Here is a 15,940-nt window from a genome sequence, read left to right as displayed (position 1 = left end):
ACCAGCAGGTCTGCTGGTGGTGCTGAATGACGCAGCTGGCCACCACGTACAAGCCCGGTTTCTATCGATGGATAGAAGCCGGGCTTTTGCTTTTGGTGTTGATTACGGTGCTCATTGGTAATTGATTACAATTTATAATGGATGAATTACGGCAATTCAGGAGAGCACAGGTAAGTGCCTGCAAACGATACCAATACTTTTATCCACAGTTAACGACTACTTCATCTGCACCCGTCAAATACAAACCAACCCGCATTATGAACAAACGATACCACTGGGTCCGCCTGCTCCTGCTCCTGCTGGTGCTGGCGAGCCTGACTGCCCAAACGGCGCTGGCGCAAACAAAAACGGTGAGCGGCAAGGTGACCGCCGCCGATACCAAAGAGGCGTTGCCCGGCGTGACCGTACTCCTGAAGGGCACCACCACCGGAACCGGCACCGGCACCGACGGTTCGTATTCGCTGGAGGTGCCCGACGCGGGCGGTACGCTGGTGTTCTCCTTTGTGGGCTACACCACGCAGGAAGTGGCGCTCTCCGGTCAGTCGACGGTGAATGTGGTACTCGTGACCGACCAGAAAGCCCTGGAAGAAGTGGTGGTGGTAGGCTACGGCACCCAGAAGGCCGCCAACGTAACCGGCGCCATTGCCGGTGTTACGGCCAAGGACATTGAGGAGCGGCCCGTCAACCGCATCGAGAATGCGCTGGTGGGCCAGATGCCCGGCGTGTACGTGCAGACGCCCTCGGGCGAACCCGGTGCCGAGTTGCAGATTCGGGTGCGGGGCGCGGCCTCCATCAACGCTTCCAACGAGCCGCTGTATGTAGTGGACGGCGTGCCCGTGGACAACCTGCGCGGCATCAACCCCACCGACGTGGCCAACATCGAAGTGCTGAAAGATGCTGCTTCGGCCGCTATCTACGGCTCGCGCGGCTCCAACGGCGTGGTGCTCGTGACCACCAAGCGCGGCCGCAAGGGCGCGGCCAAGCTCAACTTTTCGGGCTTTACGGGTGTGCAGAACGTAGAAAGCAAGCTGAGCGTGCAGTCGCCTGAAGAATGGATACAGATGCGCAAAGAGGGCATCGACGAGGACTGGCTGCGCCAGAACCCCGCCAACCGCATCGAAGACACGCGGGCCACGCGCCTCCAGCGCCTGACCGTGAACGGCGTGGCCCCTAGCGCGGCCAACGTGATTCGCTATACCCACGACCCCAAGTGGCAGTACGGCCAGGACAGCCTGGCCTATACCGACTGGCAGGATGCCCTGTTTCGCCGCGCCCGCATGCAGCAGTACACCATTGGCGCATCGGGCGGTACCGATAATGTGACGTACAACATCAACGGTTCGTACCTGGACCAGGAGGGCATTATCATCGGTACCAATTTGAAGCGGGCTACCCTGCGCGCCAACTTCGATGCCCAGATTAGCAAAGGCATCAAGCTGTTCATGACCCTGGCCCCCAGCATGGAGTGGGCCAGCCTGGGCCGCGTGGACGGCACCGGCGGGCAGGCCCTCAACGCCGCCCAGATGCCCCCCGTGGGCCCTAAGGATGCCGGCGTGTACGTAGGCGCCCAGCCCTACCGTACCTATAACTACTCGGGCAACTATATCAGCCCGGTGGCGGTGCTGGAGCGCAGCCAGGTAAACGGCACCCGCACCCGCCTCAACGCCAACATGGGCCTGAACGTGGAACTCTACAAAGGCCTGCAGCTGCAGGTGCTGGGCGCCATGGACAACGGCTATTACCAGGACCAGCAGTTTTTCCCCACCAGCGCGGACCGCAACTGGTTCAACGCCGCCAACGATGGTGCCCTGAGCCGCTCGCGCTACTACCAGACGTTCAACACGCGGTACCTGTTTCAGAGCGTGCTGAACTATACCCGTCGCTTCGGCAACCACAACCTGAGCACCATACTGGGCTACTCCGTCGAGCGCACCCAGGAAGACCGGTCGCAGCAGGAGAACACCCAGCTGCCCAACGACTGGACCTATCTCTTCGACCGAGGCAACTCCACTACCAACCAAAACAACATTGCCGTGCCGGTGAAGGACATGCTGCTGTCCTACTTCACCCGGGCGCAGTACGACTACAAAGAGAAGTACCTGCTGTCGGCTAGCCTTCGCCGCGACGGCTCCTCCAAGTTTGGCAACAACCGCCCGTTTGGCTACTTCCCGGCCGTGTCAGTGGGCTGGCGCGTGTCGGGCGAGAACTTTATGCAAGGCGTGACGGCCATCAGCGACCTGAAATTCCGGGCCAGCTGGGGCGTCACCGGCAACAACCGCATTCCCAGCAACTCGCAGTTTGCCACCCTGGGCGTAAACAACTACCCCCTGGGCACCGGCACCCCCAACACCGGTTACAGCCCCCGCAACTTCCAGAACGACGTACTGGGCTGGGAGCAAACGGCCAGTTTCAACTACGGCCTGGATTTTGGCATGCTCGGCAACCGCCTGCAGGTAACGGCCGATTACTACATCAAAAACACCACCGACCTGCTCTACACCGTGCCGGTGTCGTCCATCACGGGTTTTACCAACAGCTTGCAGAACATCGGCAACGTACGCAACGTGGGCGTAGAGCTGGGTTTGAACTCGCGCAACCTCGTGGGCGCATTTAAGTGGAACACCTCGTTCAACGCTTCTTACAACGACAATAAAGTGGTGAAGCTCGGCACCGACAACACCCCCGTGCCCGGCGGATTTATGGGCCTGACCAGCCTGCTGCAAGTGGGCAAGCCCATCAACTCGCTTTACCTCTACGAGGCCATTGGCGTGTACAAGACCCAGGCCGAGCTCGATGCGGGCCCCAAAATGGCTAACAGCCGCGTAGGCGACACCAGGTACCGCGACGTGAACGGCGACGGCGTCATCACCAACGACGACCGCACCATTCTGGGCAACCCCCAGCCAAAGTTCATCTTCGGGGTAACCAACAACTTCGCCTACAAAAACTTCGATTTGAATATTCTGGTGAATGCCCAGCAGGGCGGCGACCTGTACTCCGTCATCGGGCGCTCCATCGACCGGCCGGGCATGGGCTACCTCTACAACCACTCCACCAACTGGAACAACCGCTGGCGCTCCGAAGCCAACCAAGGCGACGGCATGACGCCGGCCATCGGTGCCACCACTGGCGCCTACTTCGACTCGCGCTGGCTCTACAGCTCCGACTACCTCCGTGTGAAGAACATTACCCTGGGCTACACCCTGCCCAAGCAGCGCTTCTATTCCGGCGCCCGCGTGTACCTGGCCCTCGAAAATGCCTACATCTGGCACAACTACACCGGCGGCTTCTCGCCCGAGGCACTGCAAGCTGGCGGTTTCGACAACGGCAGCTACCCGCAGGCCCGCACCTACACCATCGGCTTCAACCTGTCGATTTAAGCGCGCCCCACCCCCTAACCACTACTTTGATGAAAGCACTAAAATTGCTCGCGTATTCCGCCGCGTTGGGCCTGGGTTCGCTTCTTACTTCGGCTTGCAGCGAAAAAGAACTCTACATTCCGCCCGTGGCCAACAACACGGCCGACGAATTCTACAAAACCGAGGCGCAGGTAAACCAAGGCGTAATGGCCATTTACAACGGCTGCCTGTCATTCCCGCAAAGCTCAAACTGGAACATGTCGGAGTTTCGCTCCGACAACGTCAACGCCCAGATTCAGACGGTGCAGCGTGACTTCAGCGACATCAGCAACTTCACGGCCACCTCGCAGCTGGGCCAGCTCCAAGCCACCTGGACCGACCTGTTCGAAGTGGTGTACCGCTCGAACATTCTGCTCGAGAAAATCCAGCCGTTCACCTTCGCCCGCGTCAACCAGTTCAAGGGCGAAGCCCGGTTCCTGCGCGCCTACGCCTACCTCGACCTGGTGCGCTACTGGGGTCCGGTGCCCATCGCCGACAAAGTGCTGAGCATTCAGGAGTCGAAAATCATCCCGCGCGCACCCATTGCCGACGTCTATAAATTCATCGTTGATGACCTGAAGTTTGCCGCCGAGAACCTGCCGGCTTCTTACGGCACCCTCGAAAAAGGCCGGGCCACTAAGTGGGCTGCCAAGGCCATGCTAGCCCGCGTGTACCTCACCATGTACGGCTTTCCGCTGCGCGATGCCGGCGCCCTGCCTCTGGCCAAGCAGCAGCTCATGGAGGTGCACGCCGCCGCCAGCCCCGGCACGTTTTCGGTAGCTGCCAACTTCGCCGACCTTTTCAAAACCGTGAACGACAACCGGTATTCGGTGTTCGAAATCCAGTATGCTTCGGGTGGGGTTGGGCTGGGCAGCACCATTCCCTGGGACCAGGGCAGCGTGTTTCCCCCATTCTGGTCGCCCTTTCCGCCCAGCCAGACCGATATCACGCCCAGCCCCGCCTTCCTGGGCCGCAATTGGCCCATTCGCGACCTGCGCCGCCGCGCCACCCTCGACACCGTGCACGTGCACCCCACCTCCGGCGTGATTACCGTGACCCGGCCGCAGTTCACCAAGTTTCTGGAAAAAGGCACCACCGCCCCCCAAAACAACCGCGACTACTCCAACAACTTCCACATCATCCGCTTCGAAGACGTGGTGCTGATGTATGCCGAGGTGCTGACCGAAGAAAGTGGCTCGGTGACGCCGCTGGCCATCTCGCTCGTGAACCAGATTCGGACCCGCTCGGGCATTCCGGCCTACACTGCCACCTCGCCCGAAACCGCTTCGAAAGCCGCCTTCATTGCAGCCATTCTGAAAGAGCGCAAGTACGAGTTTGCCGCCGAAGGCATTCGCTGGTTCGACTTGGTGCGCACCGGTACCGCCATTTCGGTGATGACGCAGTTCAAGCGCGAAACCATTGGGCAGAACTTCCGCCAGCTCGACGACCACGACCTGCTGTTCCCCATTCCCTTGCTGGAGCTTCGCATCAACCCCGGCTTCTGGCAGCAGAACCCCGGCTACAACTAGGCTTCATTTCTCAACGGGCAGCTTTTATAAAGCTGCCCGTTCTTTTTAGCCGACCGGTTGAAGCACCACCAGCCAAATAGCGCGAATTCAACCACCGAAAACCGGTCCGACCGCCTAGGGCGGTTGGCCCGGCCCAGAGTCCTAACATGAGCTTTATCCTTTCTACATTCCCCGCAGCGCAGCGCGGGCTTTGCTGGCGGGGCAGCCTGCCGCTGGCCGCCGTCCTGCTGATAGGCGGGCTGCTAGCGTCTGCCCCACCCACCAAGCCCACTCAAACGTCACCAACCACCCAGCCTGAGCGGCTGGGCCGCGGCGTGGTGGCCCTATCCCGGCCCGATGGCAAGGTATTCGTCAGTTGGCGTCTGCTGCTGGCTGATGCGCCCAACGCTGCCTTCGACGTGTACCGGCAAACGGGCAAGGCCGCTCCCGTAAAGCTGAACGCAAAGCCCCTGACTGCCGGCACCAACTGGCTGGATGAAACTGCTGCCCAGGCACCCCAGGCCACGTACTCCGTGCGCCTGACCGGCACCAAGGCCGCTGCCAAAGACCCCTCCGCCACCGCCAAGGTGTGGAACGACGGCCTGCTGCGGATAGCCCTACAGCAGCCCGCTGGCGGCACCGTGAGTAGCGGCACCGAAACCAGCGCCTACACCTACACCGCTAACGACGCCTCCTTGGCCGACCTCGACGGCGACGGCACTTATGAGATTGTGCTGAAGTGGGAACCCACCAACGCCCGCGACAACGGCTCGGCCGGCATCACGGGCCCGGTGCTGCTCGACGCCTACCGGCTCGACGGCACCCGCCTGTGGCGCATCGATTTGGGCAAGAACATCCGCGCTGGGGCGCACTACACCCAGTTTATGATGTACGACCTCGACGGTGATGGCAAGGCCGAAGTGGCCTGCAAAACCGCCGACGGCACCGTGGATGGCCGGGGCAAAACCATCGGCGATGCCAGCAAGGACTACCGCAGCCTCACGGTGCCCACTGATGCGCCCAGTGTGGCCTCGCCCCGCGACAGCAAATATGGCCGCGTACTGGCCGGGCCGGAGTATTTTACGGTATTTAATGGCCAGACCGGAGGCGTGCTCGCCACCACGGCCTACCTGCCCGGCCGCGGCGACCTGGGGGGCTGGGGCGGCATCGGCGGCAATGGCGGCAACGACAGCCACGGCAACCGCGCCGACCGCTTCGTGGCCGCTGTGGCCTACCTCGACGGGCAACGCCCCAGCGTGGTGATGTGCCGCGGCTACTACGGCCGCACCGTGCTGGCCGCCTGGGACTGGCGCGGCGGCAAGCTCGCTTCGCGCTGGGTATTCGACTCCAAAAACGACAAAAACCCTTTCTCGGGCATGGGCAATCACGGCCTGAGCGTGAACGACGTGGACGGTGACGGCCGCGACGAAATCATCTACGGCGCCATGGTAGTCGACGACAACGGCACCGGCCTCTACAGCACCGGCCTGCGCCACGGCGACGCCCTGCACGTGACCGACCTCGACCCCGCCAACCACGGCCTGGAAGTGTGGGGCGTGCACGAAAACGAAGACAAAGTGCCCGGCCACGAAAACGGCCCGGGCGTGGCCATGTTCGACGCCCGCACCGGCAAAATTCTCTTCTCGGGGCTGCCCGGCCAGGACGTGGGCCGGGGCATGGCCGCCGACATCGACCCGCGCTACCCCGGCGCCGAGGTGTGGGCCAACCCGCCCGAGCTGGGCCTGCTCTCGGCCAAAGGCGAAAAAATCGGCCCCGCGCCGCGCTCCGTCAACTTCGGCTTGTGGTGGGACGGCGACTTGCTGCGCGAGCTGCTCAACGACACGCGCATCGAAAAGTGGGACTACCAGGCCGGCCAACTCAGCACCCTGCTCGATGCCAAGCCCCTGGGTGCGGCCTCCTGCAACGGCACCAAGGCCACGCCCTGCCTCAGCGCCGACCTGCTGGGCGACTGGCGCGAGGAAGTAATCTGGCGCAATGCCAACAACCAGGAGCTGCTGATTGTGAGCACCACCATTGCCACCACGCACCGCTTCGTGACCCTGATGCAGGACCGCAGCTACCGCCTGGGCGTGGCCCGCGAAAACACCGGCTACAACCAGCCGCCGCACCCGGGCTTTTTCCTGGGCGAAGGCATGAAAGGGAGCGGGGCCAGCCCAAAAATGAACTGAGTTTGCGCCTGGCGCAGGTAAGTGCAGTACACCGCACAGGCACTGCTCTTAAGATTGGCGTTTCGCTGTGTTACGCTGACCATTGCAGGTGATTGCGGCCGCTAGGCAAAGCGCCACACTAGCCCGTTACACGCCAACGCCCGGCTCTTCCGCAATAGGGGAGGGCCGGGCGTTGGCGTGCAACGGGGTTGATGGAATAATAGGAGATTGATTTATGTAAAAATCAGGAGAGCACAGGGAGGTGCCCGCAAACGATTCCGATAATTTCACCCTCGGCATCGCTCTTATGGCATGTGCAGGCCTGTTTCTGCCTCCTCTTTTATCTCACCAAACTCCTTGATCTCATGCAAAAGTTTTATGGCTTGGTCCGGCAGCTTTCGGCTGTGGCGTGGCTGCTGCTGCTCGCACCCGCTGCCGTGGCCCAGGTAGTGTCCGGCAAGATTACCTCCAGCGAAGGAGAGTTGCCCGGCGTTACGGTATTGCTCAAGGGCACCACGGTGGGAACGGCCACGGGTGGCGACGGCACTTATTCGCTGAACGTGCCCAACCGCCAGGGCACGCTCGTGTTCTCGTTTGTGGGCTACGCCACGCAGGAAGTGCCGATTGACGGCCGCTCGCAGGTGTCCATTGTAATGAGTACCGATGCCAAGGCCCTGGGCGAAGTAGTGGTAGTGGGCTACGGCACCCAGAAAAAGAGCGACGTAACGGGCGCCCTGTCGTCGGTGTCGGAAGGGCAGATTCAGCAGGTGACCACCCAAAACCTCACCCAGGCCTTGCAAGGCCGGGCGGCGGGCGTCGACGTGGCCGGCGGCAACTTTCGACCCGGCGAGGTGCCGGCCATCCGCATCCGGGGCAACCGCTCGGTGCGCGCCTCCAACGAGCCGCTGTACGTGGTCGATGGCATTCCGCTTTCGCAAGGCTCGGGCCTGAACGACTTCAACCCTCAGGACATTCAGTCGGTCGAAATCCTCAAAGACGCCTCGGCCACGGCCATCTACGGCTCGCGCGGTGCCAACGGCGTGGTGATTGTGACCACCAAGCGCGGCCAGGCCGGCAAGTTTAGCCTCAACTACAACACTTACGTGAGCGCCGACCGTGCCTCCCGCACACTGGACCTGTTCGACGGCGGCAGCTTTTTGGAAGTGCAGCGCGAGGCCAACCGCACCAACGGCACCTACGCCCCGCTCTACGCCGACCCCGCCCGCGACTTCACCCTCTTCGGCTCGAAAGACCCCCACGCCTGGGAAAGCATCGCTGACGGCTACCAGTGGGTAGACCGCGCCAACCGCGTGGTGGCCACCCGACCCACCACGGCCGAGGAGCGTGCTCGCTTTGGTGCCAACGTAACCGAAATTCCGATTTATGACCCCAGCAAGGTGCGGTCTACCGATTGGCAGAAGCTGGCCCTGCGCACGGGCATCGCCCAAAACCACCAGCTGAGCGCCAGCGGTGGCACCGACAAGGTGCGCGCCTCCATGTCGGTGGGCTACCTGAAGCAGGGCGGCATCCAGCCCGGGCAGGACTTCTCGCGCTACAACGCCCGCGTGACCCTGGATTACAACGTGAACAGCATCGTGACACTGGGCGCCTCCACCAACGCCAGCCTAGCCATTCAGAACTACGGGCCCGACGTGTACGGCCGCGCCGCCGGTCAGATTCCCTACGCCGTGCCTTACGCCCCCGACGGCTCTTTTATCACCAACCCCGGCGGCGACCCTTTGATTTTTAACCCGCTGCGCGAGGTTGATAACGCGTTTAACGAGCGCCGCACCACGCGCTTCTTCGGCAGCTTCTACGCCGAAGTAAAGCTGCCGGTCGACGGCCTGCGCTACCGCCTCAACGTGGGGCCCGACTTCCGCAACGGCCGCACCGGCCAGTTCCAGTCGGCCCGGGCCATTGCCCGCGACGCGGGTGGCATAAACTCGGTTTCCTTCGCGCAGTACGACCAAAGCCAGAACTTTACCTACGTAGTTGAGAACCTGCTGTTTTACGACAAGCAGCTCAGCGAGAAGCACAGCATCGGCATCACGGCGCTGCAGAGCGTGCAGCAGGACCGCGCCGAGAGTTCCTCCATCAGCGCGCTCAACCTGCCCTACGACAGCCAGAAATGGTATAACCTGGGCTCAACCTACCGCGCGGCGGCTAACAACTTCGGCACCGGCTTTTCGCAGCGGCAACTCATGTCGTGGATGGGCCGCCTCAACTACAGCTTCCTCGACCGCTACGTGCTGACGGCCACCGGCCGCGCCGACGGCGCCTCGGTGCTGGCCCCGGGCAACAAGTGGAGCTTCTTCCCCTCGGTGGCTGTGGCCTGGAAAGTGCAGCAGGAGAATTTCCTGCGCAACGTGGCGGCCGTGACCGAGTTTAAGCTGCGCGGCGGCTACGGCACCGTGGGCCAGGCGTCGGTAGACCCCTACACCACCGGTGGCACCCTGCAGCAGTCGCCCTATGCCTGGAACGAAACGCCCGCCTACGGCTACTCGCCCACGCCCGGCACCCTGCCTAACACCCTCGGCGGCATTCCCAACCCCAACCTGAAGTGGGAGCGCACGACCACCCTGAACGCTGGTCTCGACTTCGGCTTCTTCAAAAACCGCCTGAGCGGCTCGCTGGAAGTGTACCAGGCCAACACTACCGACCTGCTGCTGCCCCGCGCGCTGCCGGCCGTGAGCGGCGTGGTCAGCATTCTGCAGAACATTGGCGAAACCCGCAACCGCGGCGTGGAAGCGAGCCTGACCACCATCAATATTGAAACCGCCTCGAACTTCCGGTGGTCGTCGGACTTCATCTTCACCCGCAACAAGGAGGAGTTTGTGAGGCTGGCCTCGGGCACACAGGACGACATCGGTAACCGCTGGTTTATCGGGCAGCCCCTGGGCGTGTACTACAACTACCAGAACAACGGCATCTGGCAGACCAACCAGGCCGACGAGGCCCGCCTGTACGGCGCCCGCCCCGGCGAAATCCGGGTGGTGGACCAGAACGGCGACAAGGTGATTAACGCCAACGACTTCGTGGTGCTGGGCTCGAACCGCCCCAAGTGGAGCGGCAGCATCAACAACACCGTTTCCTACAAAGGCTTCGAGCTGAGCGCCCTGGTGTATGCCCGCGTGGGCCAGCTGCTGGCTACCAGCTATTCCCCGGGCCTGGGCGGGCGCTACCCCGGCCTGGCCGTGGACTACTGGACGCCCACCAACCCCAGCAACGAATTTCCTCGGCCCGCCATTGGGCAGGACGCAGCTAAGAACAACAGCGGCTACCCGTTCCAGAGCGGCAGCTTTGTGCGGGTGCGCAACATCTCGCTGAGCTACACCATTCCGCAGGCCATCAGCTCGAAATTCTACGCCAACAACCTGAACGTGTACGTGAACGCCGTGAATCCCTTCCTGTTCACCAAATTCAACGGCCTCGACCCCGAGGCAACCGACGTCGGCTCTACCTCGGGCGAGCTGGCCCAGGCCCGAAACCTGGGCACCAAGAGCTTGGTGGTGGGCTTGCGCTTAGGCTTTTAATTCAGGATTCAGGACTTTTTATCGTCGACCGACATGAACATTAATCGCACCCTCCGCGTGGCCAGCTTCCTCTCCATCCTAGGAGTTGGGCTGGGCCTGAGCTCCTGCAAGGATTTCCTCGAAGAAGAGCAGGTAGCTACGCTGACCAACGACTACTTCACTACCGAGCAGGGCTTGGAAGACCTGGTGAAAGCCGGCTACGAGCAGACCCGCTACAAATTCGCCAACGAGCATTCCTACGCCATGTTCAACTTCGGCGTGGACGAAATGACCCACGCCGACCAGATAAACAACTACTGGTGGAACATCTACGATGCCCGCCTGAACCCCTCTGATTTCTTCGTGGATGCGGTGTGGACGGCCAACTACGACGGCATCAACCGCTGCAATATTGGCATTGCCCGCATTCCCGGCATTCAGGGCACCACCACGCTCCGCACTGAGGCCCAGAAGACCCAACGCGTGGCCGAGCTTCGCTTTCTGCGGGCCTACTACTACTTCCAACTGGTGCAGCAGTACGGCGCCATTCCGCTGGTGCTGCAACCCTCCGAAGGCGTGCAGTTGGAATACACCCGTGCCCCCGTGCCCGAAGTGTACCGCGCCATCATCTCCGATTTGCGGTTTGCTTCCGATAACCTGGCCCCTACCACTACCGAATTTGGCCGGGCCACCAAAGGCGCAGCCCAGCACTACCTGGCCAAGGCCTACCTGACCCGCGGCAGTGCCGTAGCCGACCAGCGCGGCCAGCGCCCCACAGACATCGATAGCGCTGCCTTCTACGCCGACCAAGTAATCACCGGCGGCCGCTATGCGCTGGAAACGGACTACGCCCGGCTGTTCGACATTTCGAGCTACGCCAACAGCGTGACGGCCCAAACCAGCCGCGAAATCATCTTCTCCTCGCAGTTTAACAACGTGGTGGCCCTGGCCGGCCGCTTTGGCAACCGGGTGCACTCGTACTTCACGCTGCAGTACGACAACGAGCCCGGCATGACCCGCGACGTGCTCAATGACCGGCCCTTCCGCCGCATCATGCCCACTAACTACGCCATGGACATCTTCGACCGGCGCAACGACTCGCGCTTCTACAAAATGATGAAGACGGCCTGGATTTCGAATAACGCCGGCAACATCCCCACCTGGACCGCCGCCGACGCCCCCACGCCCGCCCAGGTGGGGCAGCGCAAGTACGCGGTGGGCGACACGGCCTTCTTCGTGGTGGTGAACACCCCCCAGAACCCCGTGCCGCAGACCACCATCACGCGTTCGCGCTACAAGATTTTTGCCCGCTACGTGCGCAACGCTGCCGGCACTGTGGTGCCCGGCTACAGCCCCACCGCCGACGTGGGCCTGCGCAACAAGTTTCCGCAGCTGGTGAAGTACATCGACCCCTTCCGCCCCAGCGTGGCCGAAGAAGCCGGCACCAAAGACGGCATCCTGGCCCGCTTCGCGGAAACCTACCTCATTGCGGCCGAAGCCTACGGCCGCAAGGGCGACTACACCAAGGCCCTGCAGTACGTGAACATCCTGCGGGCCCGCGCCGCCTACAAAGCCGGCGAGGTGCGGCCCAACGTGAACTACCGCTACGAAGGCGGAACCCGCGGCGACGTGACCAGCACGCTGCCGGCGCTCACGGCCACCATGGCCAGCTTCTCGACCAACGACCCCAAGGAGATGTACCCGCCCTCGGTGACCTCGACGCAGGACCGGTTCATTCACTTTATCCTGAACGAGCGCACCCGCGAGCTTCTCGGCGAGCTGCACCGCTGGGAAGACCTGGCCCGCACCGAGACCCTGTTGGTGCGCGCGCCCTACTTCAACCCCGATGCCGCGGCCATTCGGCCTATTCACAAGCTGCGCCCCATTCCGCAAACCCACCTGGAGCGCATCTTCCGCAACGGCCAACCCCTCACCAACGAGCAGCGCCAGTCGGAGCAGAACCCCGGGTATTAAGCCTGCACTAATCCCGTAAAATCTATTCAAGAATTGAGAAAACGGTCATGCGGAGCGCAGCGAAACATCTTTATCGCTTCGTTGCAGCGGCTCAAACGAAGTGGTAAAGATGCTTCGCTGCGCTCTGCATGACCGTTCTGTTTTTCTAGGCAGAATTCTGAGCTTGGCAAGAATTAATGATTCGCAAAAGGAGCGCGCCGATGGCGCGCTCCTTTTTTGTTGGCCGCTCCGCACGACAATACATGGCTTCCGGAATCTGATTTCTCGCCTACAGGTAGGTGCAGGATACGCCAGCTTGCTTTGTAGCCAACATTTGGGTACTGAAGCAGCTCCCGAGACTTCCTGTCCGAGGCCGACGCTGAAATTCCCCTCGCATTTATGCCCGCCAAAATTCTCTATCAACTAGCTGCTTCCAGCCTGCTTTTCCTGCTGCTGGGCTTCGCCAAGCCACGGCCGCGCCCCACACTCTTCCTCATCGGCGACTCTACGGTGCGCAACACCAACGCTCCCCAAATGGGCTGGGGCAATGTCATTGACGCGCACTTCGATACCACGCGCCTGCGGGTGCAGAACAACGCCATGGCCGGCCGTAGCACCCGCACCTTTATCAGCGAAGGGCGCTGGGACAAGACAGTGGCCGCCCTCCGGCCCGGCGACTTTCTCATCATGCAATTTGGCCATAATGAAGGCAGCGCGCCCGATACCAGCAAGGCCGGCCGCCGCGGCGTGCTGCGCGGCACCGGCCCCGAAACCAAAGCCCTGTTGTGGCCCGACGGCCACCCCGAAACCGTGAATACCTACGGCTGGTACCTGCGCAAATTCATCCAGGAGGCCCGGGCCAAGGGCGCCACGCCTATCGTAGCTTCCATGATTCCGCGCAACGAGTGGAAGGACGGCAAGGTGATTCGGGCCAGCAGTGACTTTGGCAAGTGGGCCGCCGAAGTAGCCCAGCAGGAGGGGGTGGCCTTCATCAATCTCAACGAGATTACGGCGCTGAAATACGACAAGATGGGCCCCGATGAGATAAAGAATTTCTTCCCCGGCGACCACACCCACACCAACGAAGCCGGCGCCCGCGTCAACGCCGAATCGGTAGTCGACGGCATTAGAAGCAACCGAAAAATCGCTCTTAATAAGTACCTGAAAAAGTAGGACAGGTGTAATGACGCAATACCTTGCGCCTCTGCTACCGCACCATTGAAGCAGTCGGGAGCGAGCGAACCGTAGCGCGGACTTTTAGTCCGCGACTCCCCTAGGCTAGGCGGTCCGCGGACTAAAAGTCCGCGCTACGGTTTTCGGATGCGTTATCACTCAAAAGCATCATCCATACAAGTTGTTCAATACCAAGACGTCTAGCATTGCGTCTTTGCACCCGTTCTGGATACACTATGAATTCAACTGACAACGAAAGCCGACTCAGTTTCTCAGCATTTGCGCAAGCGCTTGCCTACGGCTTGCTAATGGTACTGCTAGGCTCGGCCTGTATGCGGATGCCCCAGGCGCAGCGCCAGCCCACGCTGTTCCTCATCGGCGACTCGACCGTGAAAAATGGCAAAGGCAAGGGCGACGGCGGCCTCTGGGGCTGGGGCAATTTCCTGTCCGCCAGCTTCGACACCACCCGCATTCACATAGAAAACCACGCCCTGGGCGGCACCAGCAGCCGCACCTTCCAAACCCGCGGGCTGTGGGACGCGGTGGAGGCCAAAATCCAGCCCGGCGACTTTGTCATCATGCAGTTTGGGCACAACGACGACGGGCCCCTAGCCGACACCGCCCGCGCCCGCGGCACCATCAAGGGCAACGGCGAGGAAAGCCAGGAGGTGTACAACCCCATTCTGAAAAAGCAGGAGGTGGTGCACAGCTACGGCTGGTACCTGCGCAAGTTCATTGCCGACACCCGGGCCAGAGATGCCACGCCGGTGGTGTGCTCGCCCATTCCGCGCAACTCCTGGCAGGGCGGCAAGGTGACCCGCGCCACCAACGGCTACACCAAATGGGCTGCCGAAGCTGCCAATCAGGGCGGGGCTATATTCATCGACCTCAACCAGCGCGTAGCCGACCAGTACGACCAGGACGGGGAGACCCTGGTGAGGACCACCTACTTCAACGCCACCGACCACACCCACACCATTGAGGCCGGGGCCCGGCTCAACGCCAAGGCCGTGGCCAAGGGAATCAGGGCCAACAAGACGCTGAAGCTGCGCGGGTATTTGCGCAAAAAGTCGTAACCTCAGCCCGTTAAAATTCGGCGCCCGGCCGTCGGCCCATTTTTGCTCCACAGCCCATGCACTACCTGCCCAATGCCGCCCGCTACCACGACATGCCGTACCGCCGCTGCGGCCGCAGCGGGCTAAAGCTGCCGGCGCTGTCGCTGGGTCTGTGGCATAACTTCGGCGAGGTGGACATGCTGGCCACCGGGCGCCGCACCCTGCACCGGGCCTTCGACAGCGGCGTCACGCATTTCGATTTGGCCAACAACTACGGCCCGCCCCCCGGCTCGGCCGAAACCAACTTTGGCCGGGTGCTGCGCGAAGACTTCGCCAGCTACCGCGACGAGCTGATTATCTCCACCAAGGCCGGCTACCTAATGTGGCCCGGTCCCTACGGCGATTGGGGTTCTCGGAAATACCTTGTCTCCAGCCTCGACCAGAGCCTCAAGCGCCTGGGCCTGGAGTACGTCGATATTTTCTACCACCACCGCCCCGACCCCGACACGCCCCTGGCCGAAACCATGGCTGCCCTCGACCATGTGGTGCGCCAGGGCAAGGCCCTGTACGTGGGCCTGTCGAACTACCGCCCCGCCGAGGCCCGCGAAGCCCTCCGCCTGCTGCGGGAACTGGGCACGCCCTGCCTCATTCATCAGCCCAAATACTCCTTATTGGAGCGCTGGGTAGAAGGCGGCCTGCTCGACTTGTTGGAGGAAGAAGGCGTGGGCTGCATCCCGTTTTCGCCGCTGGCCCAGGGCCTGCTCACCGACAAGTACTTGCACGGCATTCCCGCCGATTCGCGCGTGGCCAAGGGTGTGGGCTTTTTGCAGGAAAGCCAACTCACTCCCGAGCGCCTCGACCAAGTGCGCCGCCTCAACGAGGTGGCCCAGACCCGCGGCCAGAACCTGGCCCAAATGGCCCTGGCCTGGCTGCTCAAAGACGAGCGGGTCACTTCCGTACTCATCGGTGCCAGTCGTCCCGAGCAACTCACCGACTCGCTGGGCTGCCTGGCTAACATCAGTTTCAGCGCCGAGGAGCTGGGGTTGATAGAGGAAATCCTGCAGCCGGAGGCGGGGTAGAGAATTTGAAAGCCCGGTTATGCAGCCTGTGCTGCGGCACGGCGTTCTTGCCGCAGGACAGTCTTCCCGCATTCACAACATTCTCCAATAGCAG

8 protein-coding genes are annotated in these 15,940 nt (G+C 62.1%); all 8 read left to right on the top strand.

The genetic code is table 11. The features are described from left to right. Positions 1–257: 257 nt before the first annotated feature. The 8 genes from ACP7AJ_RS08780 (at position 258) to mgrA (ending at position 15,846) form a co-directional block, all read left to right on the top strand. Positions 258–3,380: a SusC/RagA family TonB-linked outer membrane protein gene (locus ACP7AJ_RS08780; RefSeq protein WP_426059816.1), complete on the top strand. Its 3,123-nt coding sequence runs from the start codon at positions 258–260 to the stop codon at positions 3,378–3,380. A 29-nt stretch (positions 3,381–3,409) separates the two neighbouring features. Beyond that, positions 3,410–4,927, top strand: coding sequence for a RagB/SusD family nutrient uptake outer membrane protein (locus ACP7AJ_RS08775; RefSeq protein ID WP_426059815.1), 1,518 nt, complete (start codon positions 3,410–3,412; stop codon positions 4,925–4,927). A 146-nt stretch (positions 4,928–5,073) separates the two neighbouring features. Beyond that, a complete protein-coding gene (locus ACP7AJ_RS08770) occupies positions 5,074–7,095 on the top strand; it encodes a rhamnogalacturonan lyase (RefSeq protein ID WP_426059814.1) in 2,022 nt (673 codons plus the stop codon). A 344-nt stretch (positions 7,096–7,439) separates the two neighbouring features. Next, positions 7,440–10,607 (top strand): SusC/RagA family TonB-linked outer membrane protein, encoded by a 3,168-nt coding sequence (locus tag ACP7AJ_RS08765; RefSeq protein WP_426059813.1) that lies wholly within the window; start codon positions 7,440–7,442, stop codon positions 10,605–10,607. 33 nt (positions 10,608–10,640) lie between these two features. Continuing rightward, positions 10,641–12,560, top strand: coding sequence for a RagB/SusD family nutrient uptake outer membrane protein (locus ACP7AJ_RS08760; protein ID WP_426059812.1), 1,920 nt, complete (start codon positions 10,641–10,643; stop codon positions 12,558–12,560). A 378-nt stretch (positions 12,561–12,938) separates the two neighbouring features. Next, positions 12,939–13,712: a rhamnogalacturonan acetylesterase gene (locus tag ACP7AJ_RS08755; RefSeq protein ID WP_426059811.1), complete on the top strand. Its 774-nt coding sequence runs from the start codon at positions 12,939–12,941 to the stop codon at positions 13,710–13,712. A 236-nt stretch (positions 13,713–13,948) separates the two neighbouring features. Further along, on the top strand, positions 13,949–14,788 hold the full coding sequence (locus tag ACP7AJ_RS08750; RefSeq protein WP_426059810.1) for a rhamnogalacturonan acetylesterase: 840 nt from the start codon (positions 13,949–13,951) through the stop codon (positions 14,786–14,788). Between the two features lie 56 nt (positions 14,789–14,844). Further along, the gene (gene mgrA / locus ACP7AJ_RS08745) at positions 14,845–15,846 is read left to right on the top strand and encodes an L-glyceraldehyde 3-phosphate reductase (RefSeq protein ID WP_426059809.1); all 1,002 of its coding nucleotides are present in this window, start codon (positions 14,845–14,847) and stop codon (positions 15,844–15,846) included. Positions 15,847–15,940 lie beyond the last annotated feature (94 nt).

Source organism: Hymenobacter sp. B1770, from assembly GCF_049896385.1.
In the GTDB taxonomy this organism is placed as follows: Bacteria; Bacteroidota; Bacteroidia; order Cytophagales; family Hymenobacteraceae; genus Hymenobacter.
This window is presented reverse-complemented; position numbering and strand designations above follow the sequence as displayed.